16 protein-coding genes are annotated in these 20,835 nt (G+C 63.9%); 5 read left to right on the forward strand and 11 right to left on the reverse strand.

Translation table 11 applies throughout. The features are described 5' to 3' along the window. The first annotated feature begins 184 nt into the window (after positions 1-184). Positions 185-508 (forward strand): hypothetical protein, encoded by a 324-nt coding sequence (locus CFE28_07240; protein ID OYU69818.1) that lies wholly within the window; start codon positions 185-187, stop codon positions 506-508. A 76-nt stretch (positions 509-584) separates the two neighbouring features. On the opposite strand, the gene CFE28_07245 is transcribed toward CFE28_07240, so the two are convergent. The 7 genes from CFE28_07245 to CFE28_07275 form a co-directional block, all read right to left on the reverse strand. Further along, entirely contained in the window at positions 585-1,727 is a 1,143-nt protein-coding gene (locus CFE28_07245; protein ID OYU69819.1) for a hypothetical protein, read from the reverse strand. 96 nt (positions 1,728-1,823) lie between these two features. Beyond that, the gene (locus CFE28_07250) at positions 1,824-2,927 is read right to left on the reverse strand and encodes a hypothetical protein (GenBank protein ID OYU69820.1); all 1,104 of its coding nucleotides are present in this window, start codon (positions 2,925-2,927) and stop codon (positions 1,824-1,826) included. Beyond that, positions 2,780-4,294, reverse strand: a complete 1,515-nt coding sequence (locus tag CFE28_07255) for an MFS transporter (GenBank protein OYU69821.1) — start codon at positions 4,292-4,294, stop codon at positions 2,780-2,782. Before CFE28_07255 ends, CFE28_07250 begins: the two co-directional genes overlap by 148 nt. Before the next feature lie 114 nt (positions 4,295-4,408). Then, complete coding sequence (locus CFE28_07260) at positions 4,409-6,916, reverse strand: hypothetical protein (protein ID OYU69822.1); 2,508 nt, start codon at positions 6,914-6,916, stop codon at positions 4,409-4,411. 122 nt (positions 6,917-7,038) lie between these two features. Then, the gene (locus CFE28_07265) at positions 7,039-7,488 is read right to left on the reverse strand and encodes a response regulator (protein ID OYU71598.1); all 450 of its coding nucleotides are present in this window, start codon (positions 7,486-7,488) and stop codon (positions 7,039-7,041) included. Positions 7,489-7,605: 117 nt separating this feature from the next. Beyond that, complete coding sequence (locus CFE28_07270) at positions 7,606-9,015, reverse strand: peptidase M20 (GenBank protein OYU69823.1); 1,410 nt, start codon at positions 9,013-9,015, stop codon at positions 7,606-7,608. Between the two features lie 73 nt (positions 9,016-9,088). Then, positions 9,089-11,605 carry a hypothetical protein gene (locus CFE28_07275; protein OYU69824.1) on the reverse strand — a complete coding sequence of 839 codons (2,517 nt, stop codon included), beginning with the start codon at positions 11,603-11,605 and terminating at the stop codon, positions 9,089-9,091. A gap of 194 nt (positions 11,606-11,799) precedes the next feature. Here CFE28_07275 and CFE28_07280 point away from each other — a divergent pair, with 194 nt between their 5' ends. Beyond that, positions 11,800-12,417 (forward strand): hypothetical protein, encoded by a 618-nt coding sequence (locus CFE28_07280; protein OYU69825.1) that lies wholly within the window; start codon positions 11,800-11,802, stop codon positions 12,415-12,417. Here CFE28_07280 and CFE28_07285 read toward each other — a convergent pair. From CFE28_07285 to CFE28_07300, 4 genes are all read right to left on the reverse strand, one after another. Further along, positions 12,414-13,694 (reverse strand): hypothetical protein, encoded by a 1,281-nt coding sequence (locus CFE28_07285; GenBank protein ID OYU69826.1) that lies wholly within the window; start codon positions 13,692-13,694, stop codon positions 12,414-12,416. The genes CFE28_07280 and CFE28_07285 overlap by 4 nt on opposite strands. Continuing rightward, entirely contained in the window at positions 13,684-14,985 is a 1,302-nt protein-coding gene (locus CFE28_07290) for an amidohydrolase (GenBank protein ID OYU71599.1), read from the reverse strand. Before CFE28_07290 ends, CFE28_07285 begins: the two co-directional genes overlap by 11 nt. Next, a complete protein-coding gene (locus tag CFE28_07295) occupies positions 14,985-16,208 on the reverse strand; it encodes an amidohydrolase (GenBank protein ID OYU69827.1) in 1,224 nt (407 codons plus the stop codon). Before CFE28_07295 ends, CFE28_07290 begins: the two co-directional genes overlap by 1 nt. Positions 16,209-16,486: 278 nt before the next feature. Beyond that, entirely contained in the window at positions 16,487-16,747 is a 261-nt protein-coding gene (locus CFE28_07300; protein OYU71600.1) for a glutathione peroxidase, read from the reverse strand. 119 nt (positions 16,748-16,866) lie between these two features. Here CFE28_07300 and CFE28_07305 point away from each other — a divergent pair, with 119 nt between their 5' ends. From CFE28_07305 to CFE28_07315, 3 genes are read left to right on the forward strand one after another with little or no spacing between them, the layout of a single operon-like run. Continuing rightward, the gene (locus CFE28_07305) at positions 16,867-18,102 is read left to right on the forward strand and encodes an acetyl-CoA acetyltransferase (GenBank protein OYU69828.1); all 1,236 of its coding nucleotides are present in this window, start codon (positions 16,867-16,869) and stop codon (positions 18,100-18,102) included. 7 nt (positions 18,103-18,109) lie between these two features. Further along, positions 18,110-19,324 carry an acyl-CoA dehydrogenase gene (locus tag CFE28_07310; GenBank protein OYU69829.1) on the forward strand — a complete coding sequence of 405 codons (1,215 nt, stop codon included), beginning with the start codon at positions 18,110-18,112 and terminating at the stop codon, positions 19,322-19,324. A 52-nt stretch (positions 19,325-19,376) separates the two neighbouring features. After that, the gene (locus CFE28_07315) at positions 19,377-20,801 is read left to right on the forward strand and encodes a hypothetical protein (GenBank protein ID OYU69830.1); all 1,425 of its coding nucleotides are present in this window, start codon (positions 19,377-19,379) and stop codon (positions 20,799-20,801) included. Positions 20,802-20,835 lie beyond the last annotated feature (34 nt).

Below are 20,835 nucleotides of genomic sequence, written 5' to 3' on the forward strand. Positions count from 1 at the left end.
GTCAGCCTTTATCTGATACCGGCCTCCGGCGCAAACGACCGCACGGCCTGCGCCCCTCCTGGCGTCGTGTTTCACGGAACGGGACAACCACAAGGTGATTTCACTTAAGTACAAGTAGGTCGAGGCCATTGCGGGGCGACGCAGCAGACGATAGATAGGGGGCCAAGAGTGCCACGGGGATACCATGACCAGTTTTGATAATCGCGAGCGCGGCTTTGAGAGCAAGTTCGCCCTGGATCAGGAGCTGGAGTTCAAGGCCGGCGCACGACGCAACCGCATGTTGGGCCAGTGGGCCGCCGGACTCATGGGCCTGGCTGGCGATCACGTGGACGACTATGTGAAGGCCGTCGTGAAGTCTGACTTCGAGCTTCCGGGAGATGAGGACGTTCTGCGCAAGGTGTTCGAGGACCTCAAGGTTTCAGGGGTCACCGTCAGCGAAGGCGAAGTCCGCATGAAGATGGATGAACTCCTCGCCCAGGCCCGCGATCAGGTCCGTAACGGCGAATAGTCCTGCGCCCAAAGAGCGGGGCCAATGACCTTCTGAATTACGAAAAGGCGCGCTGTTATGGCGCGCCTTTTTGCTGTCACCCTTTCGACCTGGGCTTGGGCGCAGAGGCCGCAGCGGCGTCAGCCGCCGCCTTTGCCGCGGCCGCAGCCTTCGCTGCATCGGCAGCCTCTTCGTCCGCCCTGGCGCCGGCGAGTATGCCGGGCAGGGCGTAATTGCCTTCATGGCAGGCGTATTCGTAGATCACGCCATTGAGGGGCGAGAACTCGTACTCTCCGCCCCAGGGTTTGTCGTAGAGGCTGGGGTCGTCAATCGTGAATGCATAGTGCAGCCGGTCCTTGGCAGACCGTGTGAACCGCTCCGTGACGGTGAGATGCTCCCAGGATCCCCGATAGCTCTGGCGCTGGGGAATGTTCGTGGTTTCCACCACCAGGGTGTCGCCTTCCCAATGGCCGATCGAGTCGCCCATCCAGGGACGAACGCCGTCGGTCCTGTGGGTTCCATTGAGCTTGATAACCCGAATATCGTGGACCATCTCGACCTGGATGACCACGGAATCAGGCGTCTGCAGGATCTGGTAGTTGTTGTTGTAGAAGCCATTGGGGAACATGGGAGGACCGGCATTCCGGCCAAAGGACAGGATGCAGCGTTCGCCGAGGGACCTGTTCTCGAAGTCAGCCCCTGAACCGCGCGGGCCGCCACCGCCGAAGAAGCCCCGTGGCGCCGGTGGGGCGCCCGCCTTTCGGGGCGGAACCTGGCCATTGGGCGTCGTCAGGAAGGATGTGCGAGGCTCGCCATTTACCCGCATGACGTAGTTGCCGGGATCAAGCCAGCCGCGGTCATAGCCACCAACGGCGCCGCCTGCCGCTGCAAATTCAGGTCGCGTACCGGGCTTCAGGTCGCCGCCTACCGACGGGGCGACGGTGGGATCGATTGGCTTGTTGCCGTCTTCTACTTCCTGAACGACAGCGTTTTCCTGTTTGGCGACCTCTTCGGGTGTGAAGACCGCTCGGTTTCCCAGGCTGGGATTGCGGGACTCAGGTGTCAGGGTCGCGTTGGACCAGTATCCGGAGATGTCAGGTTGGCCAAAAGCGTTGCGTGGCGCCTTGTAGGCGGCGGCCTTTGCGGGCTTGGCTGCGTCGGCGGCCAGCATCGGCGCCGGAGCTACCCCCACCAGAAGTGCGCAGGTCAGGGCAAGGTGCGCGGCGCGGTTCATGTTCATCTCCCGTAACAACGGTCTTCGCCATCAGACGGGCCGTTCTGGTTTCAGGTTAAGGAGCCTCAGGGCGCCGGGCAATGGAAATGTCCCGATCAAGCCTCAGACAGCCGACGGCTTAAGGGTTTCAAAGTAGTATTTCCGGAAGGCCAGGGTGGCGCGATCCGTGGCGACGGAATGTTCCTGCGCGATGGGCGGGACTTCACTGGGCCAGGAGCTCTCCACGACGGCGCGGTCCTCGTCGGCAATGCGCGCAGTATTTGCGGCAAAGAGGCCCTGGGCCCAGCCGAATTTCAGGAAGTCCCGGCTGCCCACAACCAAGAGCCTCGTCTGGTGATCATCAACAGGGATGACCAGCGCGTGGATCCGCAGATGCCGGTTGGGGATCGGGATGTGCAGGGCCATGATATTGGGCTTGTGGAACTCCAGCCGCCCGCCGCCGTCCCGGCCGTCCACCAGACTTCGGGTCAGGCCCCCGAATTCAGTCTCATCCCAGGTGACCGTCATGGTCGAGTCCGGGGTCATGTAGCGACGGGTGAACTTGCCGATGGTCTTGCGATGGACAAAGGGCAGGTGCGGACTGTCGAGCATGTTCTCCATGGCTCGGGTCCAGTGACAGTTCCATCTTCGCTCGACGATGGTGCGGGCCAGGTTCGGATCGGTCAGGCCTTCCGGGGGGGATGGCTCCGTCGGCGCTTCAAGCCCGGGCGCGGTATAGACCCAGATAAGCTCGCCGATCTCCCGGACGGGCAAGGGCGTCGCGCCGAGGGTTTCCTTGCGCGCCTGGGGATTGAACGGAATGTGCTGGTTGGCGCCCCGGCTGTCGAACTGCCATCCGTGGAATGGACATTCCAGACAGCCATTGGGCATAACCTGACCCAGGGACAGAGCCACGCCCCGGTGTGGGCAGCGATCCAGCAGGGCCGCCGGGGCCCCGGAAATGTCGCGGAAGAGAACAATCTTCTCCCCCGCAAGGGTGAAGCCCAGCGGCGCCTTCTTCAGCGCCGCCGAGGCGGCGAGGGGAGTCCAGACCCTGGCGAACCCCTCGAACACCGACCCTAGGCCTCGCCGCGATCCGCCCGGGCCTTGGCCATGGCTTGCACCAGTCCGAAGGATCCAAGGAAATAGTGGAAGGCCGCCCAGAGATAGAAGCAGAGCGAGACAATGATGCCGGAACGGGTGGCGCCGTTCAGGCTGGCCTTGCAACTGGCGACCAGGGCTTCGGCAGCCCCGTCCGGAGCCTTTCCGCCTGGGCAGGCTTCGGCAAAGTTGACGCCGCCCGCATGTCCGCCGCCCAGCATCTGGCTGATCGACTCTATGATGCCATGGCTGCCGGGGTGGGTGAAGTTGAACTGGGCGAAGTGGTCGATCACCCAGCCGGTGAAGGGCGGGCCTCCGCCAAGGGCGATGATGTTCAGGAAGAACAGCAGAATGGCCGCCGCCGTCGCCCGGCGCCGGGTTTCCACCATGTTCTGGACCACGCCGAAGGTCGGGCCGAGATAGGTGTAATGGAAGATGCCCGGGATCAGCAGGATCATGGCCGCCGTCTGCCACGAGGGCTGGAGATAGGCGGCGATGTAGATGGGCGTGGCGATGGTCAGGCCGATGGCCGGTGTCAGCGAATACCAACGGGCGCTGCGCTTGGACAGGGCGTCGGTGATGAAGCCGCCCAGCAGGGTGCCTATGCCTGAAGAGAAACCGCCGACCAGGCCGGTGATCAGACCAACCTCGGCATAGTTCAGTCCGAAGGTCCGGGTGAAGTACGGCGGCACGAACTGGCCAGACCCATAGGACCCGAAGGACGCCAGGGTTACGCCCATGATCATGTGGAAGACCGGCCACTTGCCGAACAGGGACTTGGTCACCGTCCAGAGCTCGGAGAATTCGTTGGCCATTGAGAAGGCCTTGGCGCCTTCCTTGGCGGCGTCGGTGGCGGCCTGGCTTTCAGGCTCTGAATGCCCCCGGGCCGGCTCCTTGATCAGGACCTTGATGGCGATGGCGATCAGGATGCCGGGAACTCCCACCAGCATGAAGGCGATGCGCCAGGAAAAATTCTGCGCCAGCCATCCCCCGATGACGGCGCCGAACATGGTGCCCAAGGGAATGCCGAAGGCATAGACGGCCAGGGCCGAAGCGCGCTTCTTGGGCTCGAAATAGTCGCTGATCAGCGAGTGGGCCGGCGGGGAAAGGCCCGCCTCGCCAAAGCCTACGCCGAAGCGGTAGGCCGCAAGGGTGGCGAAATTCGACGCCGTGCCGCACAGGGCCGTGAAGGCCGACCAGATGACAATGGCCCCGGAAATGATGTTGACCCGGGAAAACCTCTCGGCGAACCGCGCGATGGGAATGCCCAGCAGGGTGTAGAGCAGGGCGAAATAGAGCCCTCCCAGCAAGCCAAGCTGGGTGTCGGTGATCTTGAGGTCGACCTTGATGGCCTGGCCGATTGTCGAAATGATCGTCCGGTCAATGAAGTTGAAGGTATAGGCTGTCACCAGAAGGGCCAGCACCAGACCCTTGTAATTATTGGAGTAAACAGGCTTTTCGCCGGTTTCCGTCCCTGACTCGATCGCCGACATTCGGTCTTGGCCCCCCCGGGTAAGATCACTTTTTGATTGGCCGGACTTTAGCGGGTCATCCTCGCAGGGGAAGGGGGGATCGGTCCTGCAGGTAATCAAATCGACCAGGCTGGATCAGGCCGGAACGTCGATGTGGTCCGGAGCCAGGCCGGCCTGACGCCGCGCTTCCATGGCCAGATAGGCAGTCTCGATATGCCCGGCGAAGACGCTCGCCTTGAACAGGGGCGAAGTCGTGCGGGTTCTGGCGAGCTTGGCCTTCAGGGCGGCCAGTTCATCAGGGTGGCTGGCCAGACGCAGGGCGGCCGCTTCGTAATCGTCCAGGCTCGTTGTGACCAGTTCGGGCAGGTCCACGGCGTTCAGCAGACTTGAAGCCACCCGCCCTGCAAAGCTTTCGCCCTGACAGGTGAGGACCGGCAATCCTGCCCACAGGGCATCGCTGGCTGTGGTGTGGGCGTTGTAGGGCAGGGTGTCGATGAACAGGTCCGCCGCCCGGTGACGGGCCAGATGGTCGGCAAGGGGCATGCGTCCGGCGAAGACCAGCCGATCCCCGGCGACCCCACGGGCCTCTGCCTCCCGCCGCAGGTTTTCAATGGCGATAGGGGTGTCGGCCAGCAGCCACAGCACGCTGCCGGGGATATGGCCCAGCAGCCGCATCCAGATGTCGAAGATCCGGGGCAGGATCTTGTAGCCATTGTTGAAGCAGCAGAACACGAAGCCTTCTTCAGGCAGGCCGAGTTCGGCCCGCGAGAAGACGCGGTCTGAAACGGCCCGCCGGGAGTCGTTCACCTGATAGGAGTGGGGCAGGTAAACGATCTTCTCGGCGTAGAACCTCTGGCTGGCTTCAGGAATGAGGGTCCTGTCGGCGACGATATAGTCGATATAGGGCGCGCCAAGGGTCCCGGGATAGCCCAGGAAGTTGACCTGGATCGGGGCGCAGCCCTCGGCGAAGGCCCCCAACCTGGCCCCCTGGGTAAAACCGTTCAGATCAACGGCGATGTCGATCTCAAGGGAACGCGCAAGTTGGGCGATCTCGCGATCTGACTGGGTGCGGACATCCACAAACCGGTCGAAGGTTCCAGAAATGCGCTGGCGCATCTCGTCATTTCGATCGGGCCCCAGCGAAAAGCCTGTCAGTTCAAAGCGACTTCGATCATGCGCCTCGTAGAGTTCCGCCATTAGATAGGCCATGGCGTGGTTATGGAAATCCGCCGAGAAATATCCGATCCGCAGCCTTGAAGACCCGGGCCGGCTGGCGAATTCGCCCAGGCCAAGGCGCCGGGGAACCTTGTCCCGGATCCAGGTTTCCGCCGCCGCCCTCTGCACCGACGGCGAGTCCGTCAGGGCCAGGACCGGGAAGGGCGGCGCTACGTGGTTTCCGGCCAGGATGGCGGTTTCAAGCTGATCGATCCCGTCGGCGGTGGCGCTCCAGTCGGCCAGATGCATACGGGTATGCAGCAGGGCGCCCGGGAGATACTCATAGGCAGGATCCAGCCTCAGGGCCTCAACATAGGCGTCCCGGGCGGCAAGGGTCTGTTTCAGCTCCTGCAGGGCATTGCCGCGGTTATAGTGGGCGTCGGCATAGTCGGGGCGCAGGGTCAGGGCCTTGTCATAGCTTTCGACCGCCAGGTCGAAGTGCTTCAGTTCCTGCAGCACATTTCCCTTGTTGGAATAGGCTTCGGCAAATCCGGGATTGAGTGCGATGGCCGTTTCGAAGTCCGTTAGGGCTTCTGTCTGACGCCGCAATCCCTTGTTGGCCACGCCGCGGTTCGAATAGGTGTCCGCTGTTTCCGGATCCAGGCTGATGGCTGTGTCATAGCTCTCGATGGCGTCTTCCAGCCGGCCCAGCTCAGCCAGGGCGACCCCACGATTTGAGTGCGCATCGGGGTTCTGGGGGGCAAGGAGGATGGCCTGATCAAAGGCGTTCACCGCCTCTTCGAACCGCCGGAGATCCTGCAGGACATTGCCCAGATTGGAGTAGGCGCCCGCATGTTGTCCATTCAGCCGGATCGCGGATTGAAGCGCGGCAAGGGCCTCGTCGGCGTGGCCCAGTCGTCGCAGGACGGCGCCCCGGTTCACCTGGGCCTCGACATCCGTCGGTGAGAGGGTCAGCAGGGCGTCATAGTCGCTGAGGGCGTCGTCAAACCGGCCCAGATACTGGGCGGCGACCCCCCGATTGTGTCTCGCCGCCAGATTGTCCGGGTCAAGTTGCAGGACCCGGGCGAAACCCTCGATGGCGTCGTCCAGTCGACCAAGATCCAGGAGGGCGTCGGCCCGCTGGAAATGTAGGTTCGGGTCGTTCGGGGCCAGGTCGACGGCGGCCTCGAAACTCTCGAGAGCCAGGTCACGGCGACCCAGACTGCTCAGGCCAATGCCCCGGTGGACAAGTATCTGTGGCGACGAAGGCGCCCTCAGCAGGGCCTGGTCCAGAAAGGCGATAGCGAGGTTCGGATCGCCAAGCTGAAGGTTCAGGATACCGATATGGTGCAGGGCTTCCACATCATCGGGATGCTCGCCCAGAATGGCCACATAGGCCGCCTGGGCGCCTGCAAGGTCGCCGGCGCCATGCAGGGCCAGGGCCTGACGGAAGGTCTCGTTTCGCAGCTGGGCGGACAGGCTGACCATGGCGTCGGGCTCAAATGAACTCTGGCGTCACAATGGGTCTGGCTCAGCCCGACTCATCCGCCAACATCCGACACACTAGTTGGGATAGCCGACAATGCGCACCCCATGAACCGGGCTTGCGGTCAGTTCAGGTAGAAGGCGTTATCGTCAGGCGTTTCGGTCGCGGCCGGTGTTTCCGCCGCTGTCGGTGCTGCAGGCTTGCGCACCAGCCGTGCGACCCGAGCCAGGAACTGCTTGTTCTCGAAAGGCTTGGCCATGAAATCCCGTGCGCCCAGACCAATGGCGGTCTTGATATCGGCGGGGTTGTTGCGCCCGGTCAGGACCATGGTCGGGATCTTGTCGATGATCTTGGTGTCGTTCATGCATTTCAGCATTTCGAACCCGTCCAGGCGAGGCATGTTGAGGTCGAGGATCATGGCGGTAGCCCGCACCTCTCCCAGCCGCTTCAGGGCCTGAAACCCGTCCGGAGCCGTAAAGGTCTTGTAGCCCGCCAGTTCCAGCCTTGTGACGATCAATTCCCGGATCATGGCGTCATCTTCGACAACCAGGACCTGAGGTCGGGGCTGATTCATCATCTGCACGGGCGGTCTCCTTTGATTGCGACAGGTTGACGCAGGAGGCCAAAGAATTGGTTAAGGAGAGTGGTAACCCTAAGACGCCTTAACCCCAGATTGGATTGTCGTGAATGCCTATCTGGATGTCTGGCCCAGGGCCTTCATCAGCCGGTAGGAAAACTCCACGCCTTCATAGAACCGGTCCGCCCGGATGCGTTCATCCCGGCCATGGGCGCGGTTGTCCTCAGCATCGATCCATGTGCTGGAGAGTCCATAGCTCGGAATGCCGGCAGCTCGGGTGAATATGGAGTCCGAGGCGCCCAGATCCATGTGCGGCATGATCCTGACGCCGGGCCAGGAGTCCGAAACAACCCTGGCGAACAGCTTGAACAGGGCCGGGTCCGGCGCAGAGTCCGGGGCAGGGGCTGCCGGGGAAATGACCGTCAACTTGATATCGGGATCCGCCAGCACCTCCTGGAGGCGCGCCTTGGTCTGGGCCTCGGTGTCCAGGGGGATCATGCGGCACTGGATCGAGGCCCGGGCTCTCTGGGGCAGGGCGTTCTCGGCATGGCCGCCGGAAATCTGGGTGGCGACACAGGTGGTTCTGAGCCGCGAGGCCAGTCTTGGGGTCTGCGACAACCGCTCGGCGGCTTCCAGATCAACCGGGACCTTGGCGACAGCCAGCATGTCCGCCGCCGTCTGGCCTGTTTCCTGCGTGGCGTTGACCTCGAACATGCCGCGGGTGGTGGGTGTGGTCACCACAGGGAAGTGATACCTGGCCAGGCGCCCCAGTCCCTCGGCCAGACGATAGATGGCGTTTTCCGGTTCCGGAATCGAGGAGTGACCGCCCCGATTTGTCACCTCGGCCTGGAAGGTCACATAGACCTTTTCGCTGGTCTGCACGCCATAGGCCTGGCGTACCCCATTCTTGAACGCACCCCCGCCGGCATCGGGATTGATGACGAAGGCCGCATCAACGAGATCGCGCCTGTTCTTCACCAGCCATTCAACTCCGCTGCCCTCGCTGGCCTCTTCATCAGAGGTGAAGGCGGCGATCAGATCCCGGCTGGGAACAAAGCCTTCCCGCTTCAGGCGGATCAGGGCGGTGGCGACAGCAACATCGTCACCCTTCATGTCCTGGACGCCCCGGCCATACCACCAGCCATCGCGCTCAGTCAGCTTGAAGGGCGGGACGGTCCAGTCTTCGGGCCTGGCTTCCACCACATCCAGATGGCCGACCCAGAGCACTGGCCTGGCCTTGGCCGACTTGGCGCGCAGCCGCACCACCAGCTGCGCCTGGTTCGGGTGACCTGGTATGGCCACCAGTGTCAGATCGGAGTCCGCAAGTCCCGCTGCGAGGAAACGCGCCTTCAGAGCCTGGGCCGCCAGTAATGTGCCTTGCTCGTGCACGGTGTTGATGCTGATCAGCTCGCTGAGCATGTCATGGGCCAGGTCCTGGTCAGCGACCGGCGGCGTGGCGGCGAAGCAAAAGCCCGGCAAGGCTACAGCGCCAGCAAGGGCGGCGGCCATGGTCCGCAGTTTCATGGATCAAACCTCTCAGATCGTCCCGCCATACTGCGGGGATTTGGAGAGGTCCGAAAGCCCCTTCTATGGAGCCCTAACGGGTTCCCTTTGGCCCGCCAGCCGCCTTGAAAATGGCCGACATCAATTCCGCTACGTCGATAGGCTTGCCGACAAAGTCATCCATGCCGGCGGCAAGATAGGCGGCCTGCTGCTCTGGCAGGACATTGGCGGAAAGGGCGATGATCGGCAGCCTGGCGGCCTCACCGGGCAGATTGCGGATGGCGCGGGTCGCCGTCGGGCCATCCATGTTGGGCATCTGAATGTCCATAAGGATGAGATCGTAGGGGCCACGGACCTGAATGGCCTCAAGGGCGGCCTGACCATCCTCAGCCATTTCAATTTCATAGCCGTGGGACTTCAGGATCAGTTCGACGACCCGCCGGTTGGTGGGGTTGTCCTCGGCCAGCAGGATCCTGAGGTCTCCCGGCCCGGTCTGCTGCCCTTGCGCCAGCGGCGGGGATTCACCCCTGGGGGCCATAGCCTCACCCTGATCCACAAAGGGGACGGTGAACCAGAAGGTCGTGCCGACGCCCTGCACGCTTTCGTAGTCGATCTGCCCTCCCATAAGCTCGACCAGGTTCTTGCAGATGGCCAGACCAAGGCCCGTGCCGCCAAACTGTCGCGTCGTGCTGCTGTCGGCCTGGGTGAACCGGTCGAAGAGGAAGGCTCGGGCATTTTCGGGTATGCCTATGCCTGTATCCGACACTTCGATCCGCAGGATGTCTCCCCCCGCATCAGACCGGCGCACCAGTATGTGAACACCGCCCTGGCTGGTGAACTTGATGGCGTTGTTCACCAGGTTCAGGAAAACCTGCTGCAGGCGGTTGGCGTCGCCGACGATCTGTCCTGGCGCGCCTTCATCCAGATGGCCGGCCAGGGTGATGCCCTTGGCTCTCGCCTCTGGCTCAAGAATGGCGATGACGGATTCCATCAGGGCCATCAGGTCCACTGGCCCTATATCGAGTTGCACCTGATCGGCCTCGAGCTTCGAAAAGTCGAGAATGTCATTGATGACGGCCAGCAGGCTGTTGGCTGAATTGCGCGCCAGCGTCGCCCGCTCGCGCTGGGTCTCGTTCAGATCGGTGTGCAGCAACAGGCTGAGCATACCCATGACTCCGTTCATGGGCGTGCGGATTTCATGGCTCATGGTCGCCAGGAACTCTGTCTTGGCGATGGCGGCGGCTTCGGCCTTTTCCTTGGCCTCCTGCAGGACCAGATTGGTCGCCATCAGCTCCCTGGTGGCCTGCTCCCTGAATTCCGCCGTCTGGGCTTCGATGCGACGCTTCTCCAGGAGGGTGGCCTTGAAGTTGGCGAATGCCCTGGCCAGGTCACCAAGCGCCCCCGACTCCGAAGCGCCCTGGAGTTCCACGGTCTCGTCGCCACCCGACAGGCGCTCAAGAGCCGTCGTCGCCAGATTGATCCGGTTGGCATTGAGGCTGACGAACCAAAGGGCGGCGGAAAGGAAAGCCGAGACCAGCAGGATGACAGCATAGCAGGCGAACTCGAATGTGCGGATCGCCATGACCTGCGGGCTGTTTTCAAACTGGTTGTTCGGGGCGCCTGCCCAGATGCGCCAGGGCGATTGGGGATCATTCAGGTCAATGGACAGGGACTCTGAGTAGATCAGTTCCGGGTCAGGCTTTCCCTGCAGGGCCAGGCTGGTGGATTGTGGGGTCAGCCCGGTCAGGCTTGAAGGGATCTGGACGCCGTAACCGCTGTTCACCAGGGCGACGTAGTTGGCCGGCAACATCTGCAGAACAGCGTTGGCCCGGATGATCGCCGAAACCGTCCCCTTGAATCGGCCCTGGGGATCAAAAAAGGGCACTGAAAGGATCAGTCCTGACCGGTCGGCGTCATTGTGGGTCAGTCGGTACTGGGTGTTGTCGCAGGTCAGGACCTGAGGCCCGGAGATGATGGGAATACGCACGGGATCCGTTGCGGCCCGGGTCGGCGTGTGGGCCTTGAACCAGGTCATCTGGTCCTTGAGCAGGCGGTACTCGAAGATTTCGACCTCTTCGTCTTCCTCCTCCTGTCCTTCTTTTCCTGAACCCTGGTTCGGCCCGGCTTCTTCGGTTGCCCCTTGCCCGTCCGTGATCAACTGATCGAACATCAGGATCGGCGCCTGGGGCTTGCCGGTGATGGGATCCACCTTGTCCGGATCCAGATCCTTCTGGACGATGTAGATTTCCGAGACCGACACATTGCTGGCCAGGTTGTTGTAGATCGCCTGGATGGACTGGACCCCGTCAGCCTCCAGGTTGGAGCCATGGGGGTTGATCTGCCTTACGCTGGGCAGAAAGCTGATGGTCCGGAGGTTCTGGTAGATCTCGTTGAACTGGTATTCCAGATTGTTCTGGAACTGGACAATCTGCCCATGGGACTGGGCACGGAAGGCGTCCTTGGCGAGGGTGTAGTCGTTGGCCGACTTCAGGCGGACAATGACAGCAAACAGGATGCCGAATGCGACAATGCCGCACTGGACCAGCACTGTCCTGGTATGTCGTCTGCGATCCGAAATGACTGAAACCCCCGTTTCGCCGTCGGCCTGCATTTGGCCTGCGGCGCCTGACCGGCTGCAGGTTACCCATTACCGCTTGATTCTACTGATCGGCACATTACCGCAGAAAGCCACTTGAAAAGGCCCGAGCCTGTTGCTGGAAGTCCATTCAGGGGCGCGGCAGTGTGTCGCGGAATTGTTGGATCACCCCTGCATTCGGCAAGGCGGAAGGGCGCCAGGAAACCATAATGTCTGTCGATAAATCCCATCTTACGGCCTTCCCCCCCAGACCCTATCAAGAGGTTCGGGCCATGGTGAAGGACGGGGACATCCTGCTCTGCTCGGCCACCGATCCCATGTCCCGTATCATCCAGTGGGCGACCCGCAGTCCCTGGAGCCATGTCGCCATAGCCTTTCGCATGGAAGAGCTGGATCGGGTCCTGGTGCTGGAGGCGGTGGAGCGCATCGGCGTGCGGTGTATTCCACTCTCGACATTCGTCAGTCGGACCTCCGGCGGGGTCACACCCTATCCTGGCCAGATACTGCTGGCCCGACACGCCGCCCTTGATGTCGAGGCCCTGGCCAATCCCATCGCCAGGATGTCCGGCTTTGCCTTTGACCGTCTGGGGGCGCCCTTCAGCCCCGCCGAGATCATGCGGATTGGCCTGCGCATTCTCATGGGTCGCCTTGGCCGGAACATGCCCAGGACACTGACGCCAAAGAACGAATACATCTGCTCTGAATATGTGGCCGGTTGCTTCCAGTCCCTGGATCTGAACTTCCCTTGGGACGGCATGGGCTTTCTGGCGCCCGCCAACATCGCCGCCCATGATGACGTTCAGCCGGTCGCCCAGGTCGCGACCTAGGCCAGGGCGGCCCTTATCGCGGCCTTGAACTTCGGGACCAGCCGGTCGATCAGCGCCGGTTCCACACAGCGGGCGTCGTCCGATCTGGCATGATGGAACCGGTGCGCGCCGAAGACCCCGAAGGCTCTGGTGTAACCGGCCTTGAAGATTTCATCCAGTTCCCCGGCTGCGGCCGCGCCTGCGGCCAATGGCGCTTCAAGACCGGGCTCACCGGCAAAAACTGTTCCGAGCATCGGAACAAATTCCGTCGATCCCATGAGGATGCGCTGGGGATCGGCGCTGGGCAGGGGGCTCAGCATCCCCATGGCGGCCTCCCGCCAGTCGCGGGCCGCAACATTGGCGCCCAGATGCACCCAGAGCGCCGTTTCACCGGGCTTTGGAGCCTCCGTCTTCAGGAAGGCGTGGGCGCCGTGATTGTCGTATTCGTGGCCGCTGGCTGAAATCAGCACGATGTTGAACCCGGGCAGGGCGCTGACCGCCCACTGGGCCAGTCTCAGCCAGACCACAACCCCGGGGCCCCTTTCCCCGCCACAGCCATACCAGCCGGACCTTGGTGTCGACAGGATCAGGGTTTTGGCGGCCCCCCGGTCCAGACGTCCGATCAGGTTGAAGGCAGGGCGCCGACCGGCGTCTCCATCCACGATCAGCGTGGCCGTATCACCCCGTGTCGCTGCATCCAGAACCGGCCGCGCCGCCGCCGGCGCCAGGACCGCCGTCGGAAGTTCGAACAACCGCCGTTCCGCCGGAACATTCAGCGCCAGGGCTTCCCCCGTAGGACCGGTGGTGACCAGGATCAGCCCGGAGGCCCGGGCGCTCACGGCTGCGCGACCGGCGGCCAGGATTTCCGGGCTGCTCGCCGATGACCAGCGCCGATAGGGAAGGGCGGCGACGACAATGGCGCCCGGCTTCGGAAAGCCATCCAGCCGGGCCAGGGGGGCGGTAAGGCCTCCGGCGCCAGTGGTCATGACCTGGGCCTGGGGTTCCAGCTTCAGATCGAAGATTTCGCTCCTCAGCCGGGTGGAGCGCGCTGTGAAAAAGGGCACGTCGATCGCCTGCCTTCGGGTCTGATAGCCGAAGGCCTGCAATTGCCCCTCCATCCAGGCCAGGGACGCCATATCCCCGGCGCCTCCGGAGGCCTTGTCGCCGAAGCCGATATAGGTCTTCAGGATTTCGGGTGTCGGGAGATGGGGCGCCGTTGCGTCCGCCTTGTGCGGGGTCATGGCTGCTCCGGCAGCGAGCACGGAACGTCGTGTGACCTGGCCGGAATCATTGCCCATTGCGGATCGCTCCTCCCGTTCCGGAGACCTGAATGCCGCCCTTCAGGACCAGGGAAACACGCCTGATCGCGGTGATGTCCTGGGTCGGGTCGCCCTGGACCGCCACAAGATCTGCCAGAAGGCCGGGACGGATACGTCCAATCCTGTCCTCCATGCGAAGGATACGGGCGTCGACCGCTGTTGCGGCCAGAAGGGCGTCTACGGGGGCCATGCCTGTCTTCACCATCCAGACCAGTTCCCGGCCATTGTCCCCGTGGCGGAAAACCCCGACATCGGAGCCATTGCCGATGGTCACCCCGGCCTTGAGGGCCAGACGGAAGGCCTTGCTCGCGGTCACCATCTGGGCGGTTGGCGCAGAGGTTCCGGGAACATAGCCCTGGAAATAGGTGGAAGTGGCTTCGGTGGCGGTCAGGGTCGGAACATAGGCGACGCCCCGCTCGGCCATGAGCCTGAAGGTGGCTTCGCTGCCGCCATAGCCATGCTCGATGGTGTCCACTCCGGCCAGTACAGCCCGGCGCATGCCCTCGTCCGAGGACGCATGGGCGGAAACCGGGCGGCCAAGTCCATGGGCCATGGACACCAGGGCGTTCAGCTCTTCCTGGGTGAAGGTCGCAGCCGTGACCCCGCCGGCGCCGACCCGATAGTCGGCATAGACCTTGATCCAGTCTGCGCCGTCCGCGGCCTGTTCGCGCACGGCCCGGGTCACCTCATCAATGCCGGAGACTTCCTGGGCGCCCTGGGGCAGGTCCCGCTCATGATTGTAGTTCCGCCGGGCCGGGCCATAGCCCCCTGTCGCGACAATGGCGCGGGTTGTGGACAGCAGCCGGGGACCTTCGATCACCCCGGCCTCTATGGCCTGTTTCAGGGCCACGTCGGCCGATCCGACGCCTTCTGTGCCCAGATCCCGCAGGGTCGTGAACCCGGCCCGCAGGGTGTCAGTGGCAAATCGCCCGGCGCTGAGCGTCCTGGCGGCCGAAGATTCCTTGAGGACCTGATCGTCCCAGGAGGTCTCGTTGTAGGGGTGAAGGAAAAGGTGCGAGTGGGCTTCAATCAGGCCCGGCATCAGGGTCGCGCCGGGAAGGTCGACAACCCTTGCGCCTTCCGGCGGCCTGAGGTCGGGACCGACCGCCGTAATCCAGTCGCCGGTCACGATGACGGACCATCCCGGATGGGTCACACGGTCCTCTGCGGTGAAGACCCTGTCAGGCTTCAGCAGCAGGACCTCGGCGCGGGCCTGGGATGAGGCGACCAGCAGGGCCAGGAGGGCGACGGCGGCGTGGACGGGTCTGATCACCCCTCAAAGCCCCCGGCCAGATAGGCCTCGGCATAGGCGCAGTGCATGGCCACGCCCCGGGCCATGACGGCCTCGTCCAGCACCATGCGGTTGGAGTGGAGGGCGCAGCAATTGCGCCAGTCGCCGCCTTCCGGCGTGGCGCCCAGGAAGGCCATGGCGCCCGGGACCTTCTGCAGGACATAGGCGAAGTCCTCTGCCCCCATGGCTGGGGTCGGCATGGTGCGCCAGGCATGGGGGCCGAACAGGGACTGGGCCACCCGCTCCGCCAGCTGGACGGCGGGCTCGGCGCAGTCAGTCACCGGAAAGCCAGGCTCAATGTCGATAATGGCGGTGGCCCCATGGGCCAGGGCGATGGCGGGGACCAGCCTCTCCAGATTGGCGTGCACCGTCTTGCGGGTGCGCTCGGAGAAGGAGCGGATGGTGCCCTCCAGAATGGCGCGCTCGGGGATCACATTATTGGTGGTGCCCGCCTCGATCCGGCCGACCGTGACCACGGCGGGGTCGAAGGCGTTGATGGTGCGGGTGACCATGGCCTGGATGGCCATGACGATCTCACAGGCGATCGGCACCGGGTCCAGGCTGGCGTGGGGGGCCGAGGCGTGGCCGCCCTGGCCGGTGACCACCACCTCGAACCGGTCGGCGGCGGCCAGCAGGGCGCCGGACTTGCCAGAGAAGATTCCCGTGGGAACATTCGGGGTGATGTGCAGGGCGAAAGCGGCGTCGGGCAGGGGATCCAGCAGGCCGTCCTCGATCATGTAACGGGCGCCGTGATGGCCTTCCTCGCCGGGCTGGAACATGAAGATGACGGTTCCGGCCAGCTGGTCCCTGCGGGCGCAGAGGGCCCGGGCGGCGCCGGCCAGCATGGCCACATGGGTGTCATGGCCGCAGGCATGCATGGCGCCAGGGGTCTGGGAAGAGAACTCCAGGCCGGTGTCTTCGTTCATGGGCAGGGCGTCCATGTCCCCGCGCAGCAGGACCGTCCGACCATTGGCCGGACCGCGCAGTATGGCCATGAAGCCGGTGGTCGAAGTGCTGTCGACAATTTCGAGGGGCAGGCCCGCCAGGGCCGCCTTGGCCTTGGCGGTGGTCAGGGGCAGATGGAGGCCGAGTTCCGGCTCTTCATGGATCGCCCGTCGCAGGGCGATCATGTCAGGCAGAAGGGACTCGCCGAGCGCGATCCAGGATTCGGGTTCGGTGATCAGATCCATGAGAGCCTCCATTTGGAGGGCTCACCATGGCCACGGCTCGCCGCCTGGGCAAGCTAGCTCTTCAGGGCGATCCAGTAGGCGTGGAAGAAAACGGCGGCCACGATGAGGCAGACAATCAGCAGCACGCCCTTGACGAAGTGCCCGAAGGTGAAACCGCGGGAGGGTTCCGGATCCAGAGCCTTGTGATCGCGATAGTCGAAATAGTGCAGCATGACCTTGTTCCAAAATGGCGCTTTGAGGCCTTTCGGGGGTCATTTCTGCAATTGGGGCGCCAGATATTCAGTCCTGGATCAGGACTCGAAATAGGGCTCCACGGTCCCCTGAAGCTTGACGGTCATCTGCTTGCCGTGCCGGTCCAGGGTCTTGCCGACCGCCAGCCGCACCCAGCCCTCGCTGACGCAGTATTCCTCGACATTGGTCTTTTCGACGCCCTTGAACCGGATGCCGATCCCGCGCTGAAGCAGTTCGGCATTGTGGAAGGGGCTCGACGGATCGACGCAGAGACGGTCCGGCGGAGTATCGGTCGGGGCAGGCGAAGCTGTTTCAGTCATGTCGGGGTCATAGCCGCCAAAGCCCGAAGATGCAAAAGTGCTTTCCTGACCCAACGGAGCCTGTTTCAAACTGGCTCCCAACACATCACGCTGCGAAAGCCGCTTAAGGGAGCAAGACTATGGGTGAAGCCTGGATCATCGACGTTGCCCGCACGCCGCGCGGAGTCGGCAAGGTCGACAAGGGCGGACTGGCCAATGTCCATCCGCAGAGAATTCTGTCCACGGTCCTCAAGGCCCTGGCTGAGCGCAATGGCCTCAACACCGCCGAGATTGACGACGTCATCGCCGGCTGCGGCACCCAGAGCGGCAAGCAGGGCTCGTGCATTGCCCGCATGGCGGCCCTGGACGCAGGCTTCGACGTTCGCGCGCCTGGCATGAGCCTGGACCGCTTCTGCGGCTCGGGCCTGACGGCGGTCAATCTGGCGGCCATGGGCGTCATGTCCGGCGCCCAGGACCTGGTCATCGCCGGCGGCGTGGAAAGCATGTCCCACGGCTCGACCCTGAAGCGTCAGTCCGGCCCGACCCTGGACTCACTGAACACTCACCTGCGGGAAATCCATCCCCAGCCGCACCAGGGCGTCTGCGGCGACGTGGTCGCCACTCTGGAAGGCTTCACCCGGGACGACGTGGACAAGCTGGCCCTCGAAAGCCAGCGCCGGGCGGCCCACGCCCTGGCCAACGGCTACTTCTCTAAGAGCCTGATCCCGGTCTTCCACGATGACGGCAGCCTGGCCCTCGACAACGAGGAATACCCCCGGCCCCAGACCACCCTGGAAGGGCTGGGCCAGCTGAAGGCCGCCTTCGCCGCCCTCTATGACATGCCGCTGGACGAAGAAGGCCTGTCCTTCCGCCGTCTGGTGGAAGCCACCTATCCGGACCTGAAGATCAATCACGTCCACCATGCGGGCAATTCTTCGGGCGTTGTCGACGGCGCCGGCGCCGTGGTCATCGCCTCTCCGGAATACGCCATGGCCAATGGCCTCAAGCCCCGGGCGAAGATCCGGTCCATCGCGACCATGGGTGACTCGCCCGAGCTCATGCTCAACGCCCCGGGCCCTGCAGCCCGCAAGGCCCTGAAGAAGGCCGGCATGACCATGAAGGACATCGACCTGGTCGAGATCAACGAAGCCTTCGCCGTCGTGCCGCTGAAGTTCATGCGTGATCTCGAAGTCGATCCGGCCATCGTCAACGTCAATGGCGGCGCCATCGCCCTGGGTCACCCCATCGGGGCCACGGGCGCCATGATCCTCGGCACCCTGCTGGACGAAATGGAGCGCCGCGACCTGAACACCGGACTGGCCACCCTGTGCGCCGCCGGCGGCATGGCCCCGGCCGCCATCATCGAGCGCATGTAGGACAGCCATGGACCTCGCCTGGAGTGATGCCGACCGCGCCTTCCAGGACGAGGTCCGGGCTTTTCTTGACGCCGAGCTGACGCCCGACCTGGCTCGGCGCGGCAAGGGCATGACCAGCGTCTATGCCGACCACGACACCACCCTGGCCTGGCAGGCCAAGCTCCACGCCAGGGGCTGGGTGGCGCCCGCCTGGCCCACCCGCTTCGGCGGTCCGGGCTGGAATGTGGTCCAGCGATACATCTGGGCGCGGGAAACCGCCCGGGCCGGAGCCCCACCCATGTCGCCCATGGGAGTTGGCATGTGTGGGCCTGTGCTGATCGGCCATGGCTCCCCTGCCCAGCAGGACTACTTCCTGCCCCGGATGCTCAATGGCGAACACTGGTGGTGTCAGGGCTATTCCGAGCCGGGCTCCGGTTCAGACCTGGCCTCCCTGCAGATGAGTGCGGTGGAGGACGGCGACGATTTCATCTGCAATGGCCACAAGCTGTGGACCACCCACGCCAATGTGGCCAACTGGATCTTCTGCCTGGTCCGCACCAGCCGGGAATCGATCCAGCAGCAGGGCATCACCTTCATCCTGATCGACATGGCGACCCCCGGGGTCGAGGTGAAGCCGATCATCATGCTCAGCGGCGAGCACATTCAGAACGACGTCTTCTTCACCGATGTGCGGGTGCCAAAGGCCAATGTGGTGGGCAAGGTCGGCGAAGGCTGGACCGTCGCGAAATACCTGATGCAGTTCGAGCGGGGTGGCGGCGTCAGCTCGCCAGGCCTTTCCGCCCGCCTCGAAAAGATCCGGAACATGGCCCATGCCGAGGGGCTGGCCTCTGACCGCAGCTTCATGGCGCGGCTGGCCCAGGCGCAGATCGAGGTGGAGACCCTCGAAGGCGTCGAACTGAGGGTCATGTCCAAGCTCAGCCAGGGCGAGGCGCCGGGCGCCGAGAGCTCATTGTTGAAGACAGTGGGCACCGAACTGTCCCAGAGGCTCACCGAACTGGCGGTGGAAGCGGCCGGCGTCTATGCGGCCCCCTTCCAGCCCCACCTGACCTTCGCTGGCGGTCCGACCCCGGGGTTCATACCGCCCAATGACGGGTTTGGCGCTGGCCCCGATCATGCTTGGCCGGTGACCGCCAAGTATCTCAATGACCGGGCGGGTTCGATCTATGCCGGGACCAACGAGATCCAGCGCAACATCATGGCCAAGGCCGTCCTGGGCATCTGAGCGGCGGTCATACTTAAAGCGGCTTTAAGCCCCGGCGGCCTAGCCTTGGGGCATGAGAATTGCCCTTGATAGACGGCACGCCCTGGTCGCCCTTTTCACCCTCGCGGCCCTGTCCCTGGGGCTGTTCGCCCCCTCGACCCTGAACGATGGCGACACCTGGTGGCACGTCAAGGTCGGTGAGTGGATCCTGACCCATGGCCAGGCGCCCAGTGTCGACCTGTGGTCAGCCACCCGGACCGGCCAGCCCTGGACAGCCCATGAATGGCTGTCCGAGGCCATCATGGCCCTGGCTTGGCGGGCAGGCGGCTGGGCTGGTGTCGTCGCCGTCTGCGCTGCTGCGTTCGGCTCGGCCATCTGGATCCTGGGCCAGACCGTGGCGCGCCGACTTGAGGGCACGGCCCTGGCGGTGGTGCTGCTGCTGGGCATGAGCCTGATGACCCCCAGCCTTCTGGCGCGGCCGCATATGCTGGCCTTTCCCCTGGTGGCCCTGTGGGCGGCCGAACTGGTCCGGTCGCGGGAGGAGGGGAGGACACCCTCCCTCTGGCTCGCCCCGGTCATGATGCTGTGGGCCAATCTGCACGGCGGATGGGCCTTTGGTCTGGCCCTCGCTGGCCCATTTGGACTGGAAGCCCTCTTCACTGCTGAACCCGCCAAGCGGCTGTCGGTCTTCCTGCGCTGGGCGGTTTTCGGGATTGTCTGCCTGGGGGCCGCGGCTCTGACGCCCTTTGGCATTGAGGGCGTCCTGCTGCCCTTCCACCTGCTGGGCGTCAAGAACCTGGCCGGCATTGGCGAATGGCGTCCGGCCAGCTTTGGTCAGATCGAGCCGCTGGAAGTGGTGCTGCTGGTCCTGATCGGGTTCGCCATGACCCGGCCCCTGAAGCTGGCGCCCGCCATGACAGCGCTGCTGGTCATCCTCATTCATCTGTCCCTCAGCCAGGGACGACATCAGATGCTTCTGGGCATGGTCGGGCCCATGATCCTGGCCGGGCCGATTGCGGCGGCCCTCGGGGGCGCAGGGGAGGTCGGTCTCAAATCAAGACTGACCCTGATGGTCACCGCCTTCGTCGGCCTGGCCCTGGTGGGCCTGCGTCTGGTCACGCCTCTGCCCCGGACCGACAGCCCTGTATCCCCGATCTCCGCCCTGGCGGCGGTTCCCCCCGAAGTCCGCAGCCGTCCTGTGCTGAACCAGTATGGATTTGGCGGCTATCTGATCTGGTCGGACATCAAGCCCTTCATCGACAGCCGGGCCGAAATCTTCAAGGACGAGGGACTGGGCCAGTATGCCGAACTTGCTGACGGCGACGCCAGGGTGCTGGACGCTGTCCTGGATGGCCAGAAGATCGGCTGGACGATCTTTGCGCCGGAGGAAAGGGTCAACGCCATGCTCGATGCGAGGCCTGGCTGGAAGCGGGTTTATGCCGACAGGTTCGCCGTCGTCCATGTGCGTCAGCAGGGGGTGACGACCTCCCGGCCTTGAGGCAAGATGCCTCCCAATCGCAGGAAAAATGCGA

The organism is Alphaproteobacteria bacterium PA2 (genome assembly GCA_002256425.1).
GTDB lineage: Bacteria > Pseudomonadota > Alphaproteobacteria > Caulobacterales > Caulobacteraceae > Phenylobacterium.